We start from the raw sequence: 21,309 nt of genomic DNA, 5'->3' as shown, positions 1-21,309 counted from the left end.
CCTCCGGTTCCTCCTGCCAAGCGGCAGACACCAATGCCACCACCCAAACTTTCACACAGAGAAACTTCCCCAGAGGATGGAAAACCATGACCACCCGCATCGAGACGGATTCGCTCGGAAACATACCTGTACCGGCCGCGGCCTATTGGGGAGCGCACACCGCCCGGGCCCTGGAAAACTTCACCATCAGCGGGATTCCCGTCTCCCGGCACCCGCACCTGGTGCGTGCCCTGGCCATGATCAAGAACGCTGCGGCGCAGGCCAACTACGAACTGGGCATCCTCAACCCGCGGCAGGCTTCAGCGATCCGCGAAGCCTGCCGGGAGATCCAGGACGGACATCACCACGAACAATTCTGCGTGGACGTCATCCAGGGCGGTGCGGGCACCAGCACAAATATGAATGCCAACGAGGTAATCGCGAACCTTGCGCTGGAAAAACTGGGCCACCGCCGCGGGGATTACCAGCATCTGCACCCCATTGACCACATCAACCGGTGCCAGTCCACCAATGACACGTATCCGACGGCGATCAAGCTGGCGCTGATCTTCACTACCGCAGAACTCAACCACGAGCTGGGCGAACTTGCCGCATCCGCCCGTGACAAGGGCGCTGAATTCGCCGGCATCGTGAAGATGGGCCGAACACAGCTTCAGGACGCCGTCCCGATGACACTTGGGCAGGAGTTCAACGCATTCGCCGCGACGCTGGAAGAAGACCGCTCCAGGCTTATGGAATCCACGGCGCTGATGCTGGAATGCAGCCTGGGCGCCACCGCCATCGGGACCGGCATCACCGCCGAACCCGGGTACCAACAACTCGTCCTCCGGGCGCTGTCCGAGGTCTCTGGCGTCCAGGTCGTTCCGGCCGCTGATCTCATCGAAGCGACGTCCGACGTCGGCGTTTTCATGCACCTGTCGGGCATGCTGAAACGCACCGCCATAAAGCTCTCCAAAATCAGCAGCGACCTCCGGCTGCTGTCGAGCGGTCCGCAGAACGGCTTTGGCGAGATTATCCTCCCCCCGCGCCAGGCCGGATCATCAATCATGCCGGGAAAGGTCAACCCCGTCATCCCGGAGGCCATGAATCAGATTGCCTTCGCGGTGGCCGGAGCTGACACCACAGTGACGATGGCCGCAGACAACGGACAGCTCCAGCTCAATGCCTTCGAACCAGTCATTGCCCATGTCCTTCTTCAGAGCATTTCATGGCTCGAACAAGGATCACGCGCCCTTCGTCGATACTGCATGGAAGGCATTGAAGCGAACACCGGACGCCTCGCCCGGCAGACGGAAGCCTCGGTGGGTCTTGCCACGGCCCTAATACCGGCCATTGGGTATGCCGCCGCAGCAGGAGTGGCCAAGGAAGCCCTCCGGGACGGGTCAAGCATTCTGGACATCGTCACCAGCAGGAAACTACTGGAACGGGACGCGGCCCGGTCACTGCTTGAATCCGCCGTGCTGCCTGTCAGAAATGCAGAGATCGCCGGAGTCTGATCACTCCTACTCGGAGGCTCGGGCGCCTCCGGCGCCCCGCCTGATGAAACTGGAAAGCGTCATGGCCGTCACCGTGTCCGTGACGCCGGGGATAGCCGCGATCTGCTCCCAGATCTCCTGCACCCTCTCCAGCGACCGGGCCTCGACCCTCACCAGCAGATCAAAGTCACCGCTCACGACATCACACAGAACCACTTCCGGAATCGACCGCAACACGGTGATGACGTCCGCCCCCCGCACCCGGTCCTTCCGGTAGACCATCAGGAAGGCGGACACGAGGCCCTGGCCCGGCGGGCCGGCAACAATGGTGTAGCCCTGGATATACCCCTGCCGTTCCATCCGTTCGATACGTTGGCGCACAGCATTCCTCGAAAGAAGGACTTTGGTCGCCAGCTCTGCATGGCTCATCCGAGCGTTCTTCGTGAGCTCCGAAAGAATCCTCTGATCTATCTGATCAAGACTCACTCGATCCATGCCTACCCTTCACAGCAGTAATCCCCGGTCACCACCGGAACGGAACCAACCAACTTCAAGACCGAAAGCCTCGAAAAATGACACACCTGCACCCGGCCCGCCCATCTCTCAATGGCATCAGCTGCATTTTGTTCGACATGGACGGAACGCTCCTGGATTCAGCACCCGGCGTTACAGCAAGTGCCGCCCAGGCCCTGGAAGCGGTCGGGGCGCCAGTCCCCGCGATCGATAAACTGCGCCGATTCGTCGGGCCACCGATGATCGACTCCTTCCGAACAGTCTCAAAACTGGACGAAAGAACCGCTCAAAAGGCCCTCCAACACTACCGCAAAGCGTACGCCGATCGTGGAGCCGAACAGTCCAGCCCATACGACGGAATCATGGACTTGCTCAAACACCTACACTCGGCCGGGATTCCAATGGCTGTAGCCACTTCCAAGGTGGAAGACCAGGCAATCAGACTCGCTCGAAAGTTTGGAATTGAAAGCCAGTTCATTAACGTATGCGGAGCGTCCGACCGCGAGGGACGAGCGAGCAAAGCAGACGTCATCGCCGAAGTGCTGCGCCGGCTCCAATCCAAAGGCGTAGACATCTCCACTCCCGCAATGGTCGGAGACCGAAGCTACGACGTCGCGGGAGCCGCCAAACACGGAATCCCCACAATATTCGCACTCTGGGGATACGGGGAGGCCGAGGAAGCCTCGCAGGCCGCCGCCGTTGCGCCCTCCCCTGCGGCCCTTCTGCCACTGATCCTGGATAACCGCCGCCGGTCAGCCTCGCAGCATCCCTCGTGCGGTGAGTCCACGAATGCGACCAACAGGCATTCACAATCCACTGTTTGCTAGAAGCGGCGGTTGGCCCCAGAACTGACTCCGTGCCGGTTTCGCCTGCCGCATAAGCCGGTCCCCCACCGCGACATCCTCCGCCCGCACTGGCGCTACGAGAAATCCGATACAGCTACTGGAATCCTTGATGCGCATATATTCCGCCCGCAAAAATGTCCCGCTCAGCTTGTTTGGATAATCGCGACAGTTGCACCCTTGTCCGCCCAGATCATTGGCTGCGCACGGGTCTCCACCAACGAACAGGACCTGGCAACGCAGCTCAATCCGCTTACGGGTCTGGGCGTCCCCGAGGGCCTGACCAATGTCGACCACGGTGTGACCGGAAGGAACGGGACCGGCCGGGACTGAACGAAGCCCTGGCGGCTGTCCGGGCCGGCGGTACCCTGGTCGTCACCAAACTCGATCGGTTCGCCCGCCCCTACCCGATGCTCATGAAAATCATCGAGGTAATGACGAGGCTTTCCCAGGAGTTCCGGCTGCCGCCAGAGATGACCATGAGGATTTGACCCCAAGCCACCGCAAGTCATGCAGTTCCAAGCCGTCCCGGCCATGAAGGAGTACACAGCAACACCGCTGTCCAAGCCAAGAGAAGGAGCCGCCAGACCGCAACGGCCATGAACAAGAAATGGGCCCCCGCGGGGGGACCATAAAGGGAGATTTGTACACACTCAGAGGCTCACAAGCCCCTGAATAGGGAAAACACGCGCCCGAGGTGGGACTCGAACTGCATTCCCTCCCCTGCAAACTCTGGCCTCCCGCGGAAACACGCGGAAACCGGCCCGATCCGACCCCAGTACGACCCAATCCGAAGCGCGAAGTGTGGACTTTGTACACACCCCGAAATCAGCCAGTTCAACTCGTTGCGATCACCACCGGAACCCACATCCGTGGCGTGAGGCTCGCCGCAGCACGCCGCGCATCCGCAGCGGCCGCATGGAGAGTGCCTTTGTGGAAGTCAAGGACGCCCCTCTCATGCGTTGCTGCCTGAGCCCGCCCGACCACGGGCGGACTCAGGCGGCAACGCTACAGGACGGCACAATCAATGGTCGTCGCCCTGGAAGTCAGCATCGGCGCCCAGTTGGCTTTCCAGGCCCATGATGATCGTGTCCAGCGTCAGGCGGAAGACGCGGACGTCGTGGCCTGGAGGGGCGAGCCCGTCGTCGCCGACAGTGGGGGGTTTGAGGCTCGACCACCGGTGGAGCGCTCCGTTGAGTTCGGCGGTGACCACACCGGTGATAACGACACCCCCGAGAGCGGTGAACCGCGGGATCTCCGAGTGCGGCACCCCTGCGGCGTCCAGGATCGCGGTGAGCGCAACCAAGAACGGGTCTTCGGGCTGGATGAAGTCCGCCTGGTGGCTGAACGAGTAGCCCATGAGCTTGGGGTGGCGGTGCGCCAGTGTCCGGAAATCCGTGGCGAGCTGGCGGATGCGCTCCTGCCAGGGAGCGTCCTCGAGCGTCACGGTGCGGAATTGCGTGCCGACCGTCCTGGCCACCCCGCGCAGCACGGCGGCCTTGTTCGGCACATGGTGATACAGCGACATCGGGTTCGCATCGACCGCCATCGCGAGTTTGCGCATGGTGAGCGCCTCGACCCCGTCCGCGTCGATAAGCCGCAGGGCGGCGGCGTAGATGCCGGCCTCGGTCAGAGGCACCTCCCTCTTCCTGGTACCCCGCGGGGAGCTCTTCGTCTTTTCCATACGGGGACGCTATCAGATTCATACAGTGTATGAAAAATGGCCCTCGGCCTCAGGGCGGAATGGCGGTAAGTCACGCGGCCACGGATTGCGGCCAACCTTCCATACACTGTATGGTTGAGCTTCCATACAACGTATGTTTCGGTAGCGCACCCCACATCGTGGGCGCCGCTGCCCATACGGCCTGTACTCAAGGAGCACCCCATGACCGTACACACCACCGACCCACCAACCAGCCCGTCTCCGCGCGTCCACAGCATAGCCACCCCAACGCCTCGAAAGAACCCCATCAAAGCGCTGCTGTGTGTCGCCTGCGGCCAACTCCCCCATCCCTCGAAAGCCCGCCTTACTCTGGCTAACGTCACAGCGATGCTGCCGATTGAGCTATTGGTTCATGCCGCTGTGATGAACGCGACACTCCCTTATGTTCTGAAGGTACTGATCCTGACGTTGACGGCCACAGTACTGGTGATCTGGGTCGCCGAGCCCTCCGTCCGGCGCGCATTGCGGGGCTGGCTGCACGCACCTGCACTGCGCCACCGGCGCCGGCTGCACAACTCTGCTGCCCTGTGGCGGGTCCGCACTCTGATCGATTACAGCAACGAAGCCCAGGAGAAACTGGTAGAGGCCATCTCCCGTGTCGACGCCGAGATCCTCGTGTGCCGGAATCACACCGTTGCCGGCGGGATGCTGGACGAGCTGGTCGTCTCCGCGCCCAATCATGTCACCCACGCCGAACTGCTCGCTGCGGCCGCGGGCGGCGGAGGACGGGATGTCCGAGCGTGGCCGGCGACAGCGCCGACCGTGGCGGACGGTCAGACCGAGGCCCTTGCGCTGGCCCTGCGGGTCGTGGAGGACCCGGGCGAACTCCAACTCGCGGTCGCCGAACTCCTCGACGCCGAACCCGTCGCGGCTCCCACGGGCGACAGCACCTCACCGGTGGCCAGCAAACCGGCATGTGATGGGACCGTCCTGAAAATACCATCCCCGCGGCGTGGACCCCTCGGTTTCTCCCGTCCCAGGGCGCCCTTCACTCCGGCCGAATCCGCCCGGGCGCATCGGCTAGCCGAGCTCGCCGAGCTCACTGATTTGACACGAAAACACCCAGTGAGGCCCCGGCAATAAAAAACCGGGAGATGTCGTCCCCGCAGCGGGAACCGCATCGAAAGGAGTCAATTATGGAGACAGCCCAGTCCTCACTTATCCGCTCATGCTCGGAACTTTCCTACAGAGACGAGATCGAAGCCTGGCGCTTCGGCAAGCTCCTGCACCGAGGAAGGGTGAACCGGACCCTGCCGTCCGTGGAGATGTTCTGGATCATTTGCTCAAGGACCGGAACACGCAAGCTTGTGGACATGGAGGGCGCCGCCATTCTCCGGATTCCGGCAGCGCCCCGAGATGCGAGATCCGCGGGACCGCCGTCGTCATCCACCTGGCGTGAGCCCTCCAGATCGGGCCGCAATATGTGCCAGCGAGCGCAACCGGACACCGTCGGGGCCACCCAAAACGCGATCCATGGGCTGGTACAGGAAGGAAATGACAATCTGCAGTATCCAGCCTCGCAGGAAACGGCAGGAGACAACGTCCAATGCTAATCCACAAGGAGCCTCGCGGGGCTCAGCCGGCTCTTGGGCTGCACGGGAGCTCTGTTGCTCCGTGAATCATTCCCAACACCACGATTCCAGCTCGTACTTTCCCCACTCCTCCCACAGGAACCTGCGGCTCAACGTAGTCGTCCGACTAGACGCCGTCGAAGAGGCAGCCAAAGTCGACGTTCGAGGCGTCGTGACGCACACCAACCTCCGGGCCCTCTACGTCGTCTGCCGCCGGGTCGTCACCAGGTTTCCGGGGTATGAGGTGGTGGTTAATCTCGCGCATGCCGGGGTGACGACCGCGGCGTTCGATGAACTCCGGGAGCACGCCCGCCAGTCCAGTCTTTCCTCTGGCATCGACTCCTCGGTGACTCCCTGTCGGCTGCGGATCGTGGAGCCACCGGTCACACTCAAAGTCCAAGAACACGCCTACGCATTACCGAGCGCCTGATCACGGGCCACGCATTGTCGATATACAGCGACCGTTCGTCAGCTCCCTGACCAGAGGTACTGGTACAGCGTTTCTCGGCTGTTGCCGAACTCCCCCCATCCAGGCGGGACTTAGGTGGACGAGATGTTGGTTCAGGAGCGGGGTCAGCTTCGTGGTGCCGAAGAGCCCGCGCGTGGCCATGACCCCCGCAGCCTTCCATTCCTAATGCGTTGCGGCCCGGGCTCGGCCGACCCAGGCGCCCTCAGGCCGGAAGGCTACCGGACTGCACAATCAATGGTCGGAGCCCTGGCTCTCAACAAAGGCGGCGAGTTGGCCCTCCAGGCCCATGATGATCGTGTCCAGCGCCAGGTGGAAGACGCGGTTCTCGTCACGGCCTGGAGGGGTGAGCCCGTCTTCGCCGACGCTGGGCGGGTTAAGGCTCGACCACCGGTGCAGCGCGCCGGTGAGTTCGGCGGTGAGGACGCCGTTCATGGCGAAGCCCACGAGAGCGGTGAAATGAGAGAGCTCCGAGTGCGGCACCCCTGCGGCGTCGAGGATCGCGGTGAGCTCACTCCAGAACGGGTCGTCGGGCTGGATGAAGTCCGACTGGAGGCTGAACGAGTAGCCCATGAACCTGGGGTGCCTATGGGCCAGCGTTCGGAATTCCGTGGCAAGCAGGCGGATGCGCTCCTGCCAGGGAGCATCCTCCAACGTAGCGGTGCGGAACTGGGCGCCGACCGTTCTGGCCACGCCGCGCAGCACGGCGTCCTTGTTCGGCACGTGGTAGTAGAGCGACATCGGGTTCGCATCGAGCGCGGACGCGAGTTTGCGCATGGTGAGCGCCTCGACCCCCTCCGCGTCGATGAGCCGCAGGGCGGCGTCATAGATCCCGGCCTCGGTCAGAGGCACCTCTCTCTTCCTGGTTCCCCGCGGGGAACTTTTCACCTTTTCCATACCCGGACACTATCAAATTCGTACAGCGTATGGAAATAACCTCGGTTTCGCGGCGATATCACGGTCGCCAACATTCAGGGTTTGCGGTCAACCTTTCATACGCTGTATGGTTATGGTTCCGTACAGCGTATGTTTCTGTGGTGCACCTCCGCATCGCCTGTGCAATAGCCCATCTCCCCCGCCCTGTACAAAGGAGCAACCCATGACCACACTGTCCAAGAACGACCCGCGACCCATCCCGTCTCCGCGCGGGGTCCCGCTACTGGGCCACACGCCACAGATCCCCAGTACGAACCCCGTGGAGTACTTCGGCGAACTGTCCAAGCACTTCCCCGAAGGGCTCTACGGCATGAAGATCGCCGACATTGAGCAGATCTTCGTCTGGGACCCGGACCTGGTGGCCGAGGTCTGCGACGAGACGCGGTTCTTCAAGCAAATCGACAAGACGCCGCTGGCCCATGTCCGGGACTTCACCGGCGCCGGTCTTTTCACGGCCCACCAGCACGAGGAGGAATGGGGCATGGCGCACCGAGTCCTTCTCCCGGCCTTCAGCCAGCGTGCCATGAAGGGCTACTACGGTCAGATGCTGGAGATCGCCCAGAACCTGGTGGGCAAGTGGGAGCGCAGGGAGGGCCAGTCGGTCAACATCACCGACGACTACACCCGGCTGACTCTGGACACCATCGCCCTGTCGGGGTTCGGCTACCGGTTCGACTCTTTCGCCAAGGACGATCTGCACCCCTTCCTCAACGCGCTGCTCGAGGCTTTGGTTGAGTCGCTGCGGCGCACGCAGGAGCTGCCCATGATGACCAAATTGCGCAAGGCCGATGACAAGAAGTACCGCGCAAACATCCAGCTGATGCGGGACCTGGTCGAGAGTGTGATCAAGGAGCGCCGTGAGGGGAAGGGCACCGCTGAGGATGACCTGCTGGGTCTGATGCTGGAGGCCACCGACCCGGAGTCCGGCAAGGGGCTGGACGATGACAACGTCCGTGACCAGGTGGTGACGTTCCTGATCGCCGGTCACGAGACCACCAGTGGCCTGCTGGCGTTCGCCACGTACTCGCTGATGCGCAACCCGCACGTGCTGGCCCAGGCCTACGCCGAGGTGGACCGGCTGCTGCCGGGCGACACGGTCCCGGACTACGACACGATCATGCAAATGGACGTGATCCCGCGCATCCTCGAAGAGACCCTGCGCCTGTGGGCTCCTATCCCGATGATCGGCAAGTCCCCTCTGGAGGACACCGTCATCGGCGGCTGCTACGAGCTGAAGAAGGGAGCACGGGTCAACATCCTTGAGGGCCCGCTGCACACCCACCCCAAGGCGTGGGACCGGCCGGAGGAGTTCGACATCAACCGGTGGCAGCCGGAGAACCGGGTCAACCATCACCCGCACGCCTACAAGCCGTTCGGCAATGGTGTGCGTGCGTGTATCGGCCGGCAGTTTGCGCTCACCGAGGCCCGTCTGGCCCTCGCGCTGGTGCTGCAGAAGTTCAAGTTCGCCGACACCAACGACTACAAGATGGACGTCAAGGAGGCGCTGACGCGCAAGCCCGGCGGCTTCGAACTGAAAGTGCGGTCCCGTCAGGAGCACGAGCGGACCGTGTTCGGCGCGGTGGACCTGCAAACCGGCGACACGCGGGCGCCGGCCGCGGTCAGCGGTGTCGGAGTGAACCTGACCGTCGCCTACGGCTCCAGCCTCGGCTCGTGCGAGGACCTGGCGCGCACCATCGCCGACCGCAGTGAGCGCTCCGGCTTCGGCACCACGCTGGTCGGCCTGGACGAGCTGGGCGACAACCTGCCCACCGAGGGCCTGCTTGTCGTGGTGGCCTCCAGCTACAACGGCAAGGCCCCGGACAACGCGCAGCGTTTCGACGACCTGCTCGCCGCCGGACTCCCGGAGGGTTCGCTGTCGGACGTGCGGTTCGCGCTGCTGGGGGCCGGCAACACCCAGTGGGTGGCCACCTACCAGGGCTTCCCCAAGCGGATCGAAGAAGGCCTAGTGGCCGCCGGCGCCACCCCCGTCATCGAGCGCGGCACCGCGGATGCCGCCGGTGACTTCGACGGCATGGCCACCCGCTGGATGGAAACCCTGTGGGCCACCCTGGCCGAGGAGTACGCCGCCGACACCTCCGAGGCGAGCAGCCCGCGGTTCCAGGTGCAGTTGCTCACCGAGGCGGACGTGCGCCCCGCGATCGTCTCCGAGCAGGCCTACCCCCTCACGGTGGTGGCCAACGAGGAACTCGTGGCCGAGGCGAGCGGCCTGTGGGACTTCAGCCTCGAGCCGCCACGCCCGTCAGCGAAGTCCATCACCATCGGGCTGCCGGAGGGCGTCACCTACGAGACCGGCAACCACCTGGCCGTCTTCGCCAAGAACGAACCGGCTCTGGTGAACCGCGCCCTCGCGCGGCTAGGCATCGACCGCGATCAGGTCCTGCGCCTGGAGCAGCCCGCCGGCGGCCGCACGCACCTCCCAGTGGGCACCCCTGTGACGGCAGGACTGCTGCTCACCGACTTCCTGGAACTCCAGGACGTGGCCACCCGCTCCCAGATGCAGACGCTTGCCGAGCACACCGAGTGCCCGTGGACCCGGCCGCAGCTGCAGGCCTACACGGCCGACACCGCCGAAGCCGAGGAGCGCTATCAAACTGAGATCCTGGCCAAGCGGGTCTCCGTGCTGGGCCTGCTGGAGCGCTTCCGTGCGGTCGAGCTGCCGCTGGCGGTCTTCCTGGACATGATGGGCCCGATCCGCCCGCGGTTCTACTCCATTTCCTCCGCCCCCCTGGCCAACCCCGGCCACGTACGCCTGACCGTGGGCCTGCTGGAAGGCCCGGCCCTGTCCGGTGACGGCCAGTACCGGGGCACCTGCTCGTCATACATCGGCGGCCTTGAGCCCGGGGACGTCTTCTACGGCTACGTGCGCGTGCCCTCCCCGACCTTCGCCCCGCCGGCCGACCCCGCCACGCCGCTGATCCTTATCGGCCCCGGCACCGGCATCGCACCACTGCGCGGCTTCCTGGAGGAACGCGCATCGCAGCACGAGAACGGCACCGAGGTGGGTCTGTCGCAGGTCTTCGTCGGCTGCCGCCACCCGGAGCACGACTACTTCTACCGGCAGGAGATGCAGGACTGGGAGCAGTCAGGGATCGCCCAGGTGCACACCGCCTACTCCGCGGTGACCGGCCATCCGGCCCGGTTCGTCCAAAACGCCATCGCCAACGCCGCCGACACGGTGTGGCAAGCCATCGAAGACGGCGCGCACATCTACGTCTGCGGCGACGGCCGCCGCATGGCGCCCGCCGTGCGCGAGGCCCTCGCAGCGATCTACCGCGAGCGGACCGGCAGCGACGACGAGGCCGCCCAGCAGTGGCTCGCCCAGCTCGAGGCCGATGCGCGCTACCAGCAGGACGTCTTCGCCTGATCCCCCAGACGCCGGGAGGGTGCGGCGATCCCGACACCCCGCTCCCTCCCGACCCCACAACTCAGCAAGTCAACAAAGGAGCCACCATGGCGACGGAAACCCAGTCCACGGCCGCCCCTCAAGGCGGCATTCTGACAGCTACCGGCAAAACGGATACAACGACATTACCGCCACCGCAAATTCCACCTGCTCACCTTGAGCACCGGGCTTGCGAGCTGACCCATACGCCATGGGCTGGCTGGTACTGCGAGACCGCAACTGACTGAAACCGCGGCGGTGCCCACACATTCGCCTGATCCCCAGACGCCGGGATGATGCGACCGACCCGACACCGCGCCATCCCGGCCTCCCGGCCACCCCGGATTGTGAACCAACCCAACCACACGGCAGCCATTGGCCCGAACCGCCAGGAAATGCCGCTCAGAGAAAGCAGATCCCCATGAATACCATGCTCGCCGCACGCTTCCACTTGGACAGCAAGAAGTTCGCCGTGGAGGAGGTCCCCATCCCCGTTCCGGGCCCAGGTGAAATCCTGATTGAGGTGAAGGCCGCAGGCGTCTGCCTGTCGGACGTCCACCTGCTCGACGGTTCCCTCGTCCCGCTGTTCGCCACCTCCGACGCGGTCACCGTCGGCCACGAGGTCGCCGGTGTGATCCACACCCTCGGCCCTGACCTCAAGCGCGGCCTGACCGTCGGCACCCGAGTCACCCTTGAGGCCGGCAAGACCTGCGGCCAGTGCGCCGGATGCGTACGCCGCCGCCCCTGTACGCAGATGCTCACCGCCGGCATCGACTACGACGGCGGCTGGGCCCAGTACGCCCTCGCCCGCGAGGACACGCTCATCCCCATCCCCGACAACCTCCCCTTCGATCAGGCCGCGATCATCCCCGACGCGGTTTCCACCCCTTACGCCGCTGTCGTTGCCACCGCCGGGGTGCGCCCCGCACAGTCCGTCGGCATATGGGGCGTCGGCGGAGTCGGCGCCCACAACGTCCGCGTCGCCCGCATGGCCGGCGCCGCGCCGGTCATCGCCGTCGACCCGCTGCCCAGCGCCCGCGAGCGTGCCCTGGCCTTCGGTGCGGACTTCGCATTGGACCCCGCCGCCGAGGACTTCGCCGACCACATCCGGACGGCTACGGGTGGACGAGGCCTGGACTTCGCCTTCGACTGCGCCGGCGTGCCGGCCGTCCGGGAGCAGGCCGCCTCCGTACTCGGCCTCAACGGCGCCCTCATCCTGGTCGGCATCAGCCCCAGGCCCCTCACCATCACCGAGGGCCTGACCTTCAACTACCTCGGCAAGCAGGTGCGCGGCCACTACGGCGGCACGCCCGAGTCCGTCAGCGAACTGGTTCGGCTGGCCGAGGTCGGCCGTCTAGACCTCGCGCCCTCGATCACCGACCACTTCCCGCTCGCCGAGGCCGCTGACGCGGTGAACCGGCTGGCGAACAAGATCGGCGACCCGATCCGCTTCATCCTGGAGCCCTGACACCTGAACAGAAGTTCGTTAAGGCCACCTCGGCAGGAGCGAGCGGGCGCCGGTGCTTGAGGGAGCACCGGCGCCGTTCTCTCGTGGACTGTCAGTTTCTTCCCGGGTCTTCAGACCACGTAAGCGTCGCCGAGGCAGCAACGAACCTTGTTCAGCGCACCTATTTACCTTGTAATCCACTCAACATTCGAGACAAGCGAGGATGCCATGTCCAGGAAACGTCACGAGTCCCCGACGGCTGCGTCGAAGGAAAAGGTCAGCTTATGGGGGCTGGTCCTACTCGGGTTTCTCGCCTCCCTCGCCTTGGTCGCGGCGCTATCCTATGTGTTCGCCGCCTACACCACGCAGAGTCTGACACCCTTGGGCAATGAGCAGACGCTGACGACTGATCAACAGTCCGGCGTTCTTCGTAACGCCGTGACAGCAGGGGCTGCGCTCGGTGTTGGCGTGACGCTCCTCCTCACCTACCGGCGTCAAAGAGCCACGGAGGAAAATCTCTCGATCACTAACAGCCTTTTGGAACTACAGCAACGGCAGCATGATACCCAGGTGGTCTCCGCCCTTAGGGACCGTTACTCACTTGCAGCAGAGCAGCTGGGGAGCAAAAAACTCCCCCTTGCCATTGCTGGCGTCCATTCAATCGAGTCCCTGACCGATGAATGGTTTGCGCAGCGCAACGACGTCGAGCGGCAAAACTGTGTAAGCCTTTTGACTGAATTCTTAAGACTGGCGAAGAAGGACAAGGATAATCTATCGGACGTAGGCTCCCTCATTACCGCGACCATCCTCCGCCGCTTAAAGGCAGGGCTCGAAGAGGGACGCTACTGGGGGCTGCGGATCAACATGGCCTATCATGCTCCGTCCATCATTTCCGACCTATACGTCAATGGCGCGCAGCTGGACCTCCGGGGCGTTCGTGCCGAAGACCGTGGAGACCATGACCTCGGCACCATGACCAGATGGTACATGGCCGCCGGCAGCGTCGACCTGACGGATCTGCAGTTGGACATGGGCAGTCTCCTCTTCCAGGACTCCGTGTTTCATGGCGGCAGCATCAGATACAGTATCGACGAAAACGGCAGTGGTCGTGGTCGAATCGACTTCTACCGCTGCACTTTCAGCGGAACAAAATTTGAAAATGTCGAACAAAGCCGCGATGCCCTGTCCCTTACCTTCAAAGACTGCCGATTTGAAGACGGTAGCTTTAGCTTTGCCACGCATCAGCGGCCCAAATCCTTGTCATTCGTCAACTGCACCTTCGACAAGAACATATTTGCAGGCAGCAAAGAAATGAGCGGGTTTGACTTCACCGAGCTCTTAATTCAGAATTGCGAATTTGCGAACGGGCTCCAAAGACTTGAAACTCGGAAAGCGCCAGAAATTCCAGAGCGCGACTAGTAAGACGGCGGTCGCTCTCCGTCGACATCCCGAGGTCGGGCAACTCAGCGGGCAGCGTCTCCGTTCGCAGTCACCTGGTCGACGGCACCGCGCAGCCCGGCGGTATGGAGTTCGGGTAGTGGACTGCGACATATTGCACGCGCTTCGTCGGCAGACACACCCAGCATTCGCAGCAGCGCCTCGGTCGCCCGGTCCGTCGTCTCGGCGTCGTCGCGGTCCGGTTCGGCATGGATGAGCTGTCCGAGGAAGGTTGCCGCGCCGACGGCGCACACCACGGCGACGTCGACGTCAGTCATTGTGAACCGACCGGATTCGACGCCGACCTGAATGTCACGCCGGACACGCGGCGCCAGTCCCGTCTGCGCGCCAAGGAGACCCAGTGCGTTGTGCAGGATCACCATGCTGAGCTGAGGTTCACGGCGATGGAAGCGACCAGTCAACCGGAAGCTGGTCGCAAACGCGACGGCGGGGTCCTCGGCGTCCGTAGTGAGCTCGTCCAGGACCGCGCCGAGGAGGTCCATGACGTGCTCGACCGCCGCCTCGAAGAGCTGGTCTTTCGACTCAAAGTGGTTGTAGAAGGAGCCGATCCCAACGTCCGCGGCCTGAGTGATCTCCAGCACCGACACGTTGGTTTGCCCTTGAGCGAGGAAGGACTGTGCTGCGCGGACCAACGCGGCGCGAGTCCGCGCCTTCCGTCGATGCGACCGGGTTGGCTCCGGGGACGAGGCTGGGGCTTGGGTCAACGCTGGCTCCTTGAAGTCATCCGGTCATAGGAATCCTACAGCGCCTCATCAACAGTGAAGAAATCTTCAACTACCCTTGACTGACGATATCTTCATAACAGAATATATATTCAGAAAGTGAGGCCATCCATGAACGACCACCATGACCACCCTGGGACCCGCAGTGACCTGCACACTGACCTGCATAGTGAGCAAGGGGCGCTGCGAGGCGAGCACCGCGGACGGGCGGCGAACCCGATCATCAAGGTGCATGACATCGCCTGGCTCGAGTTCCAGAAGCCAGACCTGCTCGCTGCTGAGACCTTCGCGCACGCCTTCGGCTTCGCCACGAGCCTGCGCACCCCTGACGAGCTGCACCTCCGGGGCACCGACACCGGGGCGCCGTGCGTGATCGTACGGAGGGGACCGAGATCGAAATACCTGGGCGCCGCGTTTACTGCGGCCGAGGCATCGGACGTCCTTCGCCTGGCTGACGCGACAGGCACGACCTCGAAAAAACTACCGGAGACCATCGGGGGCATAGGGGTCGACCTCGTGGATCCGAGCGGCGCCGCGATTCGCGTCGTCGCAGACACGCACAAACTCCCGTCGCTGCCGGCCCAGACGCCCCTCACGTTCAACGTCGGCCACGATCTGGCGCGGGCTAACCAGACCCAGCGGCCCCTGCGTCAACCCGCGACGGTTCAGCGCCTCGGTCACGTCGTGCTGCAGAGCACCAAGTACCGTGAAACGCTCGACTGGTACCTGGAGCACCTCGGCCTGATCGTCAGCGACTTCCTCTACTACCCCGGCCAGCGTGAGCGCGGTCCGACAATGAGCTTCATCCGCTGCGACCGGGGTTCCACACCAACCGATCATCACACCATCGCGATGACGCTGGGCCCGACGAATCGCTACGTGCACTCGGCGTACCAGGTCGCTGACATCGATGCCCTCGCCGCCGGCGGTGAACTTCTGCACGACCTTGGCTACCACCGTTCGTGGGGGATCGGCCGCCACATCCAGGGCAGCCAAATCTTCGACTACTGGCGCGATCCCAACGGCTTCCTGGTCGAACACTTCACCGATGGGGACATGTTCGACTGCACCCTCGAGCCCGGTTGGGCACAAATGTCCGCCTCGAATCTCGCCCAGTGGGGCCCTCCGGCGAGCAAGGACTTCCTCGGTATCTCCCCTGGCCGAGAGTCGCTGCGTGAGCTGACCTCGATGGTCTCCGCCCTCCGCGACGACAACGAGTTCGATTTCGCGCGCCTGCGCGGCCTGATGAAAGTAGTTTCCTCATGACCGTCTCCATCCTGCGTACTGCCGACGATTGGTGGGTCCACACGCCCACCGGTGCCGCCCGTATCGCCACTCCTGCGACCACCACGGGCGAGCTGATCGCCGATCGGGCGGCCATCCACGCCGCGATCGGCGGCAGCGAAACTGTGCCGGTGGAAAACCTGGATCTCATCTCGCCGATCACAGTGCCGTGCCGCGTTGTGGCCCAGATGACGAACTACGCCTCGCACGTGAAGGACGCCGGCATGGATCCTAAGAAAATCCCACTGACCTTCTTCCGCAAGTCCTCGGGCTCGATCAGCGGGCCCCATGACGATGTCGTCCGGCCGGCGCACGTGCGTTTCCTCGACTACGAGGCTGAGATCGGCCTCGTGATGGGGCAAGAGACCCCGGTCGGCTCTGTCATCACCGATGAGACGATCGCCGACTACGTCGCTGGGCTCGTGATCACCAATGACGTCTCGGCCCGCGACCTGCAACTCCCGAAGACCCAGTTCTACGAGTCCAAGTCCTACCCGAGCTTTACGCCCGCCGGACCGACGCTCGTGCTCTTCGAGGCCGAGGACTGGAACCGCTTTGGTGAGCTCCGGTTGCGGCTGTGGGTGAACGGCGAGATCCGTCAGGACATGACGGTGGCCGACATGATCTACCTGCCCGTCGAGGCGTTGCGGGCACTCACCCGCTTCCAGCACCTCTCCCCCGGCGACCTGGTCCTGACGGGCACCCCTGTCGGCACCGCGCTGAGCGCACCACCGAAGCCAGTCGAGATCATCAGCAATCTGCTCCCCCGGGCCACCAAGTGGCGCCTGTTCTTCAAGGCTCAGGGCGGCAATCCGAAATACCTCAAGAGCGGTGACGTCATCGAGATCGCCATCAGCACCGACGACGGGAAGATCGACTTGGGGCGCCAGCGCACGACGGTAAGGGACGCCCGGTGAACGGCATGCCTCTCTGGCCGCGGTACTCGGGCCCAGATGACATCGTTGACATCGAGAGGACCCCCCTCTCCGAACGCGGACTTCCGGCGACGACGTACGAGTTGCTGTGCCGAGCCGCCCGGCTCTGGCCGGACCGGACGGCGGCGGCAGTACTTGCGAACACCGAGCGCTGGCAGGAACCCGTCAAGCTGACGTTCGCTGAGCTTCTCGCCAATGTGAACCGGATAGCGAACCTGCTGGCAGGAATCGGGGTCGGCCGCCGGGACACCGTGGCCTTGCTCGCGCCCAACTGCCAGGAGCTCATCTCCGCGACCCTGGCCGCCCAGGCTGCCGGAATCGCCGTCCCGATCAACCCCGGCTTGTCCGAGGACCACATCGCCGAGCTGCTCCAGCGCTCAGGCGCGCGTGTGCTGGTAGCGGCCGGACCCGATCTCGATCCCGTCGTCACCGAGGCCGCCTTAAGCCTCGCGAAGAAAGGCCTGGTGGACCACGTGCTCCTCATGTCACCGACCGGGCAGGCGCCCGCCGGACCGGCCTCGACCGTCGGATACGCAGGCGTGGACTACCTGGCACGCCGGGCAGCAAACGCGCCGTCCGAGCAGTTCCACGGCCATCTGCCCGGGCCAGGCGATCTGGCGGCACTTTTCCACACTGGCGGCACCACAGGCACCCCGAAGCTGGCGGCACACACCCAAGCCAACGAGGTCGCCGACGCCTGGATGCTCGCAGCCAACGACCTCCCCGACGAGAACGCCGTGTACTTCGCCGCCCTGCCGTTGTTCCACGTCAATGCCCTCGTGGTGACCGTCCTCGCACCCCTTTTCAAGGGCCAGACGGTCCTGTGGTCCGGACCGCTGGGCTACCGCGACCCTGCCCTCTACGGCGTCTTCTGGAAGCTGGTCGAGCACCACCGGCTTACCGCCATGAGCGCCGTCCCTACCGTCTACGCCACGCTCTCCGCGTCTCCCGTGAACGCCGACATCAGCAGCCTGCGCCACGCCATGGTCGGAGCCAGCCCCTTGCCTGCGGCCGTTCGTGCCGGCTTCGAGACAGCCACCGGCATCACCCTGATCGAAGGGTACGGACTGACGGAAGCGACGTGCGTAAGCGTACGGAGCTTCCCAGGCGCCACCAACAGTTCGCTCGGCTGCCGACTGCCCTACCAACAGATCAAGGCTGTGCACGTCGACGACGCCGGAAACTGGCACGATGTCGGACCAGGCATACGAGGCCAGCTGGTGATCAAGGGCCCGACGGTCTTTCCCGGCTACGTCGTCGGCAACGGCCCCGACGGCCTCTTGCTCGACGGCCTCGGCAAACTCCGGGACGGCTGGCTCGACACCGGCGACCTCGGACAGGTCGATGAGGACGGCTTCGTCCAGCTCACCGGTCGTGCCAAGGACCTGATCATCCGAGGCGGACACAACATCGACCCCGCAATCGTCGAGGACGCCCTCCGCACCCACCCGGACGTGACGGGAGCAGCGGCGGTCGGCAGACCCGACCGGTATGCGGGAGAGGTACCTGTCGCCTACGTAACGTTGGCTAAGGGTGCGACCACCAGGACCGAGGACCTCATTCGATGGGCGGAGGACCGGGTCGGGGAACGGGCGTCCTCGCCGAAGTCGGTCACAATCGTCGACCAGCTTCCGGTCACTGCCGTCGGCAAACTCTACAAGCTCGCGCTACGGGCCGACGCCACCAAGGTAGCGCTGAGCGAGGCCTTGCGGGAGATGGCAGCCGTCAACGCCGTAGAGACCGATATCGAGGACGGCACCATAGTCGTCACCGTGCGTGCTGACGAGGCATCGCATGCGGCCGTCAAGTGCGCCCTCGACGAGTACGGCGTCCGATGGCGGATCGCGCACCGGCCCGCAGGAAAGGCGGAACGATGATCATCGTCCTCACGATAGCGCTGGTTGGATGCTTCACCCTGCTCGGCCTGGCGAAAGTGGTCGGCGCCGCGGGGATGCCAGCCCGCGCCGCACACGTGGGCTTCACCAGCGGCGCCTACAAGCGCATCGGCGCCTTGGAGCTGCTTGCCGCCCTCGGCCTCCTGCTCGGTCTGATCGAGGCGTGGATCGGCCTGGCCGCGGGAGTCGGCCTCGTGCTTCTGATGACGGGAGCCTGCGTCACTCATCTCAGGAACGGCGACGGTCCACGTGAGATCGCCCCGGCGGTGGCCATGACGGCGGGAGTCGTCAGCTATCTTGTGCTCGTTACGGCGGCAATAGTATGAGCGCCCATAACGACGGCGCGGCGCCGGTAGTCGTCGTCGGCGCTGGCCCTTCCGGGCTGGCTGTCGCCACCCTACTCGGCCAGTACGGCGTCGAGTGCCTCGTCCTGGAACGCCGGGAGGGCGTCCACCCGCTACCACGGGCGGTACATCTCGACGACGAGGTCTACCGCATCCTCAACCGCCTGGGCGTGGGGACACAATTCGCTGGGCTCAGCCGCCCGGCACACGGGCTACGTTTGCTCGCACCCGACCACCGAGTGCTCGCGGAATTCCAGCGACCGGCCGACGGCGGCGCCCACGGCTATCCCCAAGCGAACATGTTTGACCAGCCGGACCTCGAGCATCTCATGCGCAACAACCTCCGGAACATGCCTACGGTGGCCCTGCGCGGAAGTGTCGAGGTTCTCCGTGTGACCCAAGGCAACGCGGCAGTCCAGGTGGACTTCACCGATCGTGCCACAGGGGCACGCGAGTCGGTCCATGCCAGCCATGTCCTCGGCTGCGACGGCGCCAACAGCATGGTGAGGGGGGCCATCGCCGCGGAGATGGAGGACCTGGGCTTCGAGCAGCGCTGGCTGGTTGTCGACGTCGACACCTCGGCGCAATTGAACCAGTGGGAAGGCATCCACCAACTGTGCGACTCCTACCGCGCCGGTACCTATATGCGCGTCGGAGAGGTCCGTTACCGCTGGGAGTTCCGACTGCTCCCGAACGAGACTGCCGCCGACTTTGCGACGATAGATGCGCTCCATCCGCTGATCCGGCCGTGGACCGGCGACGTCCCGTTGGACGATCTGCGCGTGATCCGGGTCGCCGACTACACGTTCCGTGCCCAGGTCGCCAACAAGTGGCGCGACCGCCGGGTCTTTGTCCTCGGCGACGCCGCTCACCTGAGTCCTCCCTTCATAGGTCAGGGCATGGGGGCGGGACTCCGAGACGCGATGAACCTGGCCTGGAAGCTCGCCGGTGTTCTGGCTGGCGACCTCCCCGCAACCACGCTGGCCAGCTACCAGACCGAGCGCAAGCGGCACGCGAGAAGAACCATCACCGTCGCAAAGCTGTTCGGCCTCACCATGACCGCGGGTGGCCGCGTCGGTGCGGCCCTGCGGAGGTTCCTGGCACCGGGCCTGCACCTCGTGGCAGGCCTTCCCGCACAATCATGGACAGCTCTACCGCTCGGCTCTCGGCTCTCGGCACTCGCCCGCCCTTCCGCCGTCGGACGTCTCTGCCCCAACTCTCGCACCTCGGTCACCCCGGACGCCAAGAGATTCGATGACGTCGCCGGAGACGGATTCGCGCTGCTAGCTCTCGCGATCAGTCCCAAGGAGCACGAACAGATCCTGCACAAGGGCGCGGCGCCCGTCGTCCCCGACCCCGGATCTGAGCTCCACCAATGGCTTGTCCGACATCGGATCGCTGCTGCGGTTATCCGCCCGGATCGCGCCGTGATGTCCACCTCCGACTCCGTCGCCGACAGCGTCACCCGCCTGCCGCCGTTCACCTCAACAGCCCCGAAGACCGAGCGGACAGAGCGTTGACCCCGGGGGATCAACCGCTCCCTACCCGAACACAAAAGGAACACTATGAACTCCACGACAATCCAAGCCACGATCGATACTCTCGCCATCCACTCAGACAGCACCCAACGGCTCTTCCTCGAAGCGCGGACCGCCAATAGCTTCTCCTCCAAACCAGTCTCAGCCGACACGTTGGCCGCGATCTACGAGCTGACGAAGATGAGCCCCACGATGATGAACAACCAGCCGCTGCGCATCACCTGGGTCCAGTCACCCGAAGCCCGCGGGCGCCTCGCCTCGCACTTGGCCGAAGGCAACCAGGAGAAGACCCTCACCGCCCCGGCCGTCGCGGTGCTGTCCTATGACAGCGACTGGCACGAATATTTCCCGACGTTCTTCCCGCCGGCACCCGAACGCAAAGCAATGTTCGACGGCGACGCGACCACACGCGCCGAAATCGGCAAGAACAACGCCTGGCTCCAATCCGGAATTTTCATCATGGCGGTCCGCGCAGTCGGACTCCATGCTGGCCCCATGGGTGGATTCGACTCCGCCGGTGTCGACGCTGACTTCAACGCCGGTACCGCACACCGGGCGTTCCTGGTGGTCAACGTCGGGGAACCAGGCGAGGACGCTTGGTTCCCCCGCCTGCCCCGCCTCTCAGCCGACGTCGCCGTACGCACCATCTAACCGACCGCAAGCCGCAACAGGCAGGGTCTTCTTCTTCCACCGTCGAAGGAGGAGACCCTGCCTGTTGTGGTCGACGGGATCCCTCGGGGCCCCCTCGCGTTGCCGC

At 64.5% G+C, this 21,309-nt stretch carries 19 protein-coding genes; 15 read left to right on the top strand and 4 right to left on the bottom strand.

From position 1 onward, the window contains the following. Positions 1-86: 86 nt before the first annotated feature. Positions 87-1,496, top strand: a complete 1,410-nt coding sequence (locus ACFVTM_RS09605; protein WP_390203200.1) for an aspartate ammonia-lyase — start codon at positions 87-89, stop codon at positions 1,494-1,496. A 6-nt stretch (positions 1,497-1,502) separates the two neighbouring features. Here ACFVTM_RS09605 and ACFVTM_RS09600 read toward each other — a convergent pair whose 3' ends face one another. Further along, positions 1,503-1,970: an Lrp/AsnC family transcriptional regulator gene (locus ACFVTM_RS09600; RefSeq protein WP_390203199.1), complete on the bottom strand. Its 468-nt coding sequence runs from the start codon at positions 1,968-1,970 to the stop codon at positions 1,503-1,505. Between the two features lie 77 nt (positions 1,971-2,047). On the opposite strand from ACFVTM_RS09600, the gene ACFVTM_RS09595 reads away from it, so the two are divergent. From ACFVTM_RS09595 to ACFVTM_RS09585, 3 genes are all read left to right on the top strand, one after another. Beyond that, on the top strand, positions 2,048-2,815 hold the full coding sequence (locus ACFVTM_RS09595; protein ID WP_390203198.1) for an HAD hydrolase-like protein: 768 nt from the start codon (positions 2,048-2,050) through the stop codon (positions 2,813-2,815). 195 nt (positions 2,816-3,010) lie between these two features. Beyond that, positions 3,011-3,163 (top strand): hypothetical protein, encoded by a 153-nt coding sequence (locus tag ACFVTM_RS09590; RefSeq protein WP_390203232.1) that lies wholly within the window; start codon positions 3,011-3,013, stop codon positions 3,161-3,163. Continuing rightward, positions 3,160-3,321, top strand: a complete 162-nt coding sequence (locus ACFVTM_RS09585) for a recombinase family protein (protein ID WP_390203231.1) — start codon at positions 3,160-3,162, stop codon at positions 3,319-3,321. The genes ACFVTM_RS09590 and ACFVTM_RS09585 overlap by 4 nt, the downstream gene beginning before the upstream one ends. A 533-nt stretch (positions 3,322-3,854) precedes the next feature. On the opposite strand, the gene ACFVTM_RS09580 is transcribed toward ACFVTM_RS09585, so the two are convergent. Beyond that, the gene (locus ACFVTM_RS09580; protein WP_390203197.1) at positions 3,855-4,469 is read right to left on the bottom strand and encodes a TetR/AcrR family transcriptional regulator; all 615 of its coding nucleotides are present in this window, start codon (positions 4,467-4,469) and stop codon (positions 3,855-3,857) included. A gap of 447 nt (positions 4,470-4,916) precedes the next feature. Between ACFVTM_RS09580 and ACFVTM_RS09575 the strand changes: the two genes are divergently transcribed. Next, positions 4,917-5,636 (top strand): amino acid-binding protein, encoded by a 720-nt coding sequence (locus ACFVTM_RS09575; protein ID WP_390203196.1) that lies wholly within the window; start codon positions 4,917-4,919, stop codon positions 5,634-5,636. Positions 5,637-6,167: 531 nt separating this feature from the next. After that, the gene (locus ACFVTM_RS09570; protein ID WP_390203195.1) at positions 6,168-6,554 is read left to right on the top strand and encodes a hypothetical protein; all 387 of its coding nucleotides are present in this window, start codon (positions 6,168-6,170) and stop codon (positions 6,552-6,554) included. 270 nt (positions 6,555-6,824) lie between these two features. Here ACFVTM_RS09570 and ACFVTM_RS09565 read toward each other — a convergent pair whose 3' ends face one another. After that, on the bottom strand, positions 6,825-7,442 hold the full coding sequence (locus ACFVTM_RS09565; RefSeq protein ID WP_390203194.1) for a TetR/AcrR family transcriptional regulator: 618 nt from the start codon (positions 7,440-7,442) through the stop codon (positions 6,825-6,827). 247 nt (positions 7,443-7,689) lie between these two features. Here ACFVTM_RS09565 and ACFVTM_RS09560 point away from each other — a divergent pair, with 247 nt between their 5' ends. The 3 genes from ACFVTM_RS09560 (at position 7,690) to ACFVTM_RS09550 (ending at position 13,795) form a co-directional block, all read left to right on the top strand. After that, positions 7,690-10,911 carry a bifunctional cytochrome P450/NADPH--P450 reductase gene (locus ACFVTM_RS09560; protein WP_390203193.1) on the top strand — a complete coding sequence of 1,074 codons (3,222 nt, stop codon included), beginning with the start codon at positions 7,690-7,692 and terminating at the stop codon, positions 10,909-10,911. A 439-nt stretch (positions 10,912-11,350) separates the two neighbouring features. Next, positions 11,351-12,397 carry a zinc-binding dehydrogenase gene (locus tag ACFVTM_RS09555; RefSeq protein WP_390203192.1) on the top strand — a complete coding sequence of 349 codons (1,047 nt, stop codon included), beginning with the start codon at positions 11,351-11,353 and terminating at the stop codon, positions 12,395-12,397. 207 nt (positions 12,398-12,604) lie between these two features. Next, the gene (locus ACFVTM_RS09550) at positions 12,605-13,795 is read left to right on the top strand and encodes a hypothetical protein (RefSeq protein ID WP_390203191.1); all 1,191 of its coding nucleotides are present in this window, start codon (positions 12,605-12,607) and stop codon (positions 13,793-13,795) included. 44 nt (positions 13,796-13,839) lie between these two features. Here the strand turns inward: ACFVTM_RS09550 and ACFVTM_RS09545 are convergent, their stop codons facing one another. After that, complete coding sequence (locus ACFVTM_RS09545) at positions 13,840-14,538, bottom strand: TetR/AcrR family transcriptional regulator (RefSeq protein WP_390203190.1); 699 nt, start codon at positions 14,536-14,538, stop codon at positions 13,840-13,842. A gap of 129 nt (positions 14,539-14,667) precedes the next feature. Here ACFVTM_RS09545 and ACFVTM_RS09540 point away from each other — a divergent pair, with 129 nt between their 5' ends. Genes ACFVTM_RS09540 through ACFVTM_RS09515 form a run of 6 tightly spaced genes read left to right on the top strand, consistent with a single transcriptional unit; the run spans position 14,668 to position 21,203 of the window. Then, positions 14,668-15,822: a VOC family protein gene (locus ACFVTM_RS09540; RefSeq protein ID WP_390203189.1), complete on the top strand. Its 1,155-nt coding sequence runs from the start codon at positions 14,668-14,670 to the stop codon at positions 15,820-15,822. Next, positions 15,819-16,757, top strand: a complete 939-nt coding sequence (locus tag ACFVTM_RS09535) for a fumarylacetoacetate hydrolase family protein (RefSeq protein ID WP_390203188.1) — start codon at positions 15,819-15,821, stop codon at positions 16,755-16,757. Before ACFVTM_RS09540 ends, ACFVTM_RS09535 begins: the two co-directional genes overlap by 4 nt. A 5-nt stretch (positions 16,758-16,762) precedes the next feature. Then, positions 16,763-18,652: an acyl-CoA synthetase gene (locus tag ACFVTM_RS09530; protein WP_390203230.1), complete on the top strand. Its 1,890-nt coding sequence runs from the start codon at positions 16,763-16,765 to the stop codon at positions 18,650-18,652. Continuing rightward, a complete protein-coding gene (locus ACFVTM_RS09525) occupies positions 18,649-18,996 on the top strand; it encodes a DoxX family protein (RefSeq protein ID WP_390203187.1) in 348 nt (115 codons plus the stop codon). The genes ACFVTM_RS09530 and ACFVTM_RS09525 overlap by 4 nt, the downstream gene beginning before the upstream one ends. Then, positions 18,993-20,534 (top strand): bifunctional 3-(3-hydroxy-phenyl)propionate/3-hydroxycinnamic acid hydroxylase, encoded by a 1,542-nt coding sequence (locus tag ACFVTM_RS09520; RefSeq protein WP_390203186.1) that lies wholly within the window; start codon positions 18,993-18,995, stop codon positions 20,532-20,534. Before ACFVTM_RS09525 ends, ACFVTM_RS09520 begins: the two co-directional genes overlap by 4 nt. Before the next feature lie 45 nt (positions 20,535-20,579). Continuing rightward, positions 20,580-21,203, top strand: coding sequence for a malonic semialdehyde reductase (locus ACFVTM_RS09515; protein WP_390203185.1), 624 nt, complete (start codon positions 20,580-20,582; stop codon positions 21,201-21,203). The last annotated feature ends 106 nt before the right edge of the window (positions 21,204-21,309 follow it).

Origin of the sequence: Arthrobacter sp. NPDC058130, assembly GCF_042884475.1 — a bacterium.
Taxonomy (GTDB): Bacteria; Actinomycetota; Actinomycetes; order Actinomycetales; family Micrococcaceae; genus Arthrobacter.
This window is presented reverse-complemented; position numbering and strand designations above follow the sequence as displayed.

Bases quoted from the DNA above. Each gene is read 5' to 3' on its own strand.
- ACFVTM_RS09605 (WP_390203200.1), top strand. From the start codon at position 87: ATGACCACCCGCATCGAGACGGATTCGCTCGGAAACATACCTGTACCG.
- ACFVTM_RS09600 (WP_390203199.1), bottom strand. From the start codon at position 1,970: ATGGATCGAGTGAGTCTTGATCAGATAGATCAGAGGATTCTTTCGGAG.
- ACFVTM_RS09595 (WP_390203198.1), top strand. From the start codon at position 2,048: ATGACACACCTGCACCCGGCCCGCCCATCTCTCAATGGCATCAGCTGC.
- ACFVTM_RS09575 (WP_390203196.1), top strand. From the start codon at position 4,917: ATGAACGCGACACTCCCTTATGTTCTGAAGGTACTGATCCTGACGTTG.
- ACFVTM_RS09560 (WP_390203193.1), top strand. From the start codon at position 7,690: ATGACCACACTGTCCAAGAACGACCCGCGACCCATCCCGTCTCCGCGC.
- ACFVTM_RS09555 (WP_390203192.1), top strand. From the start codon at position 11,351: ATGAATACCATGCTCGCCGCACGCTTCCACTTGGACAGCAAGAAGTTC.
- ACFVTM_RS09550 (WP_390203191.1), top strand. From the start codon at position 12,605: ATGTCCAGGAAACGTCACGAGTCCCCGACGGCTGCGTCGAAGGAAAAG.
- ACFVTM_RS09540 (WP_390203189.1), top strand. From the start codon at position 14,668: ATGAACGACCACCATGACCACCCTGGGACCCGCAGTGACCTGCACACT.
- ACFVTM_RS09535 (WP_390203188.1), top strand. From the start codon at position 15,819: ATGACCGTCTCCATCCTGCGTACTGCCGACGATTGGTGGGTCCACACG.
- ACFVTM_RS09530 (WP_390203230.1), top strand. From the start codon at position 16,763: ATGCCTCTCTGGCCGCGGTACTCGGGCCCAGATGACATCGTTGACATC.
- ACFVTM_RS09525 (WP_390203187.1), top strand. From the start codon at position 18,649: ATGATCATCGTCCTCACGATAGCGCTGGTTGGATGCTTCACCCTGCTC.
- ACFVTM_RS09520 (WP_390203186.1), top strand. From the start codon at position 18,993: ATGAGCGCCCATAACGACGGCGCGGCGCCGGTAGTCGTCGTCGGCGCT.
- ACFVTM_RS09515 (WP_390203185.1), top strand. From the start codon at position 20,580: ATGAACTCCACGACAATCCAAGCCACGATCGATACTCTCGCCATCCAC.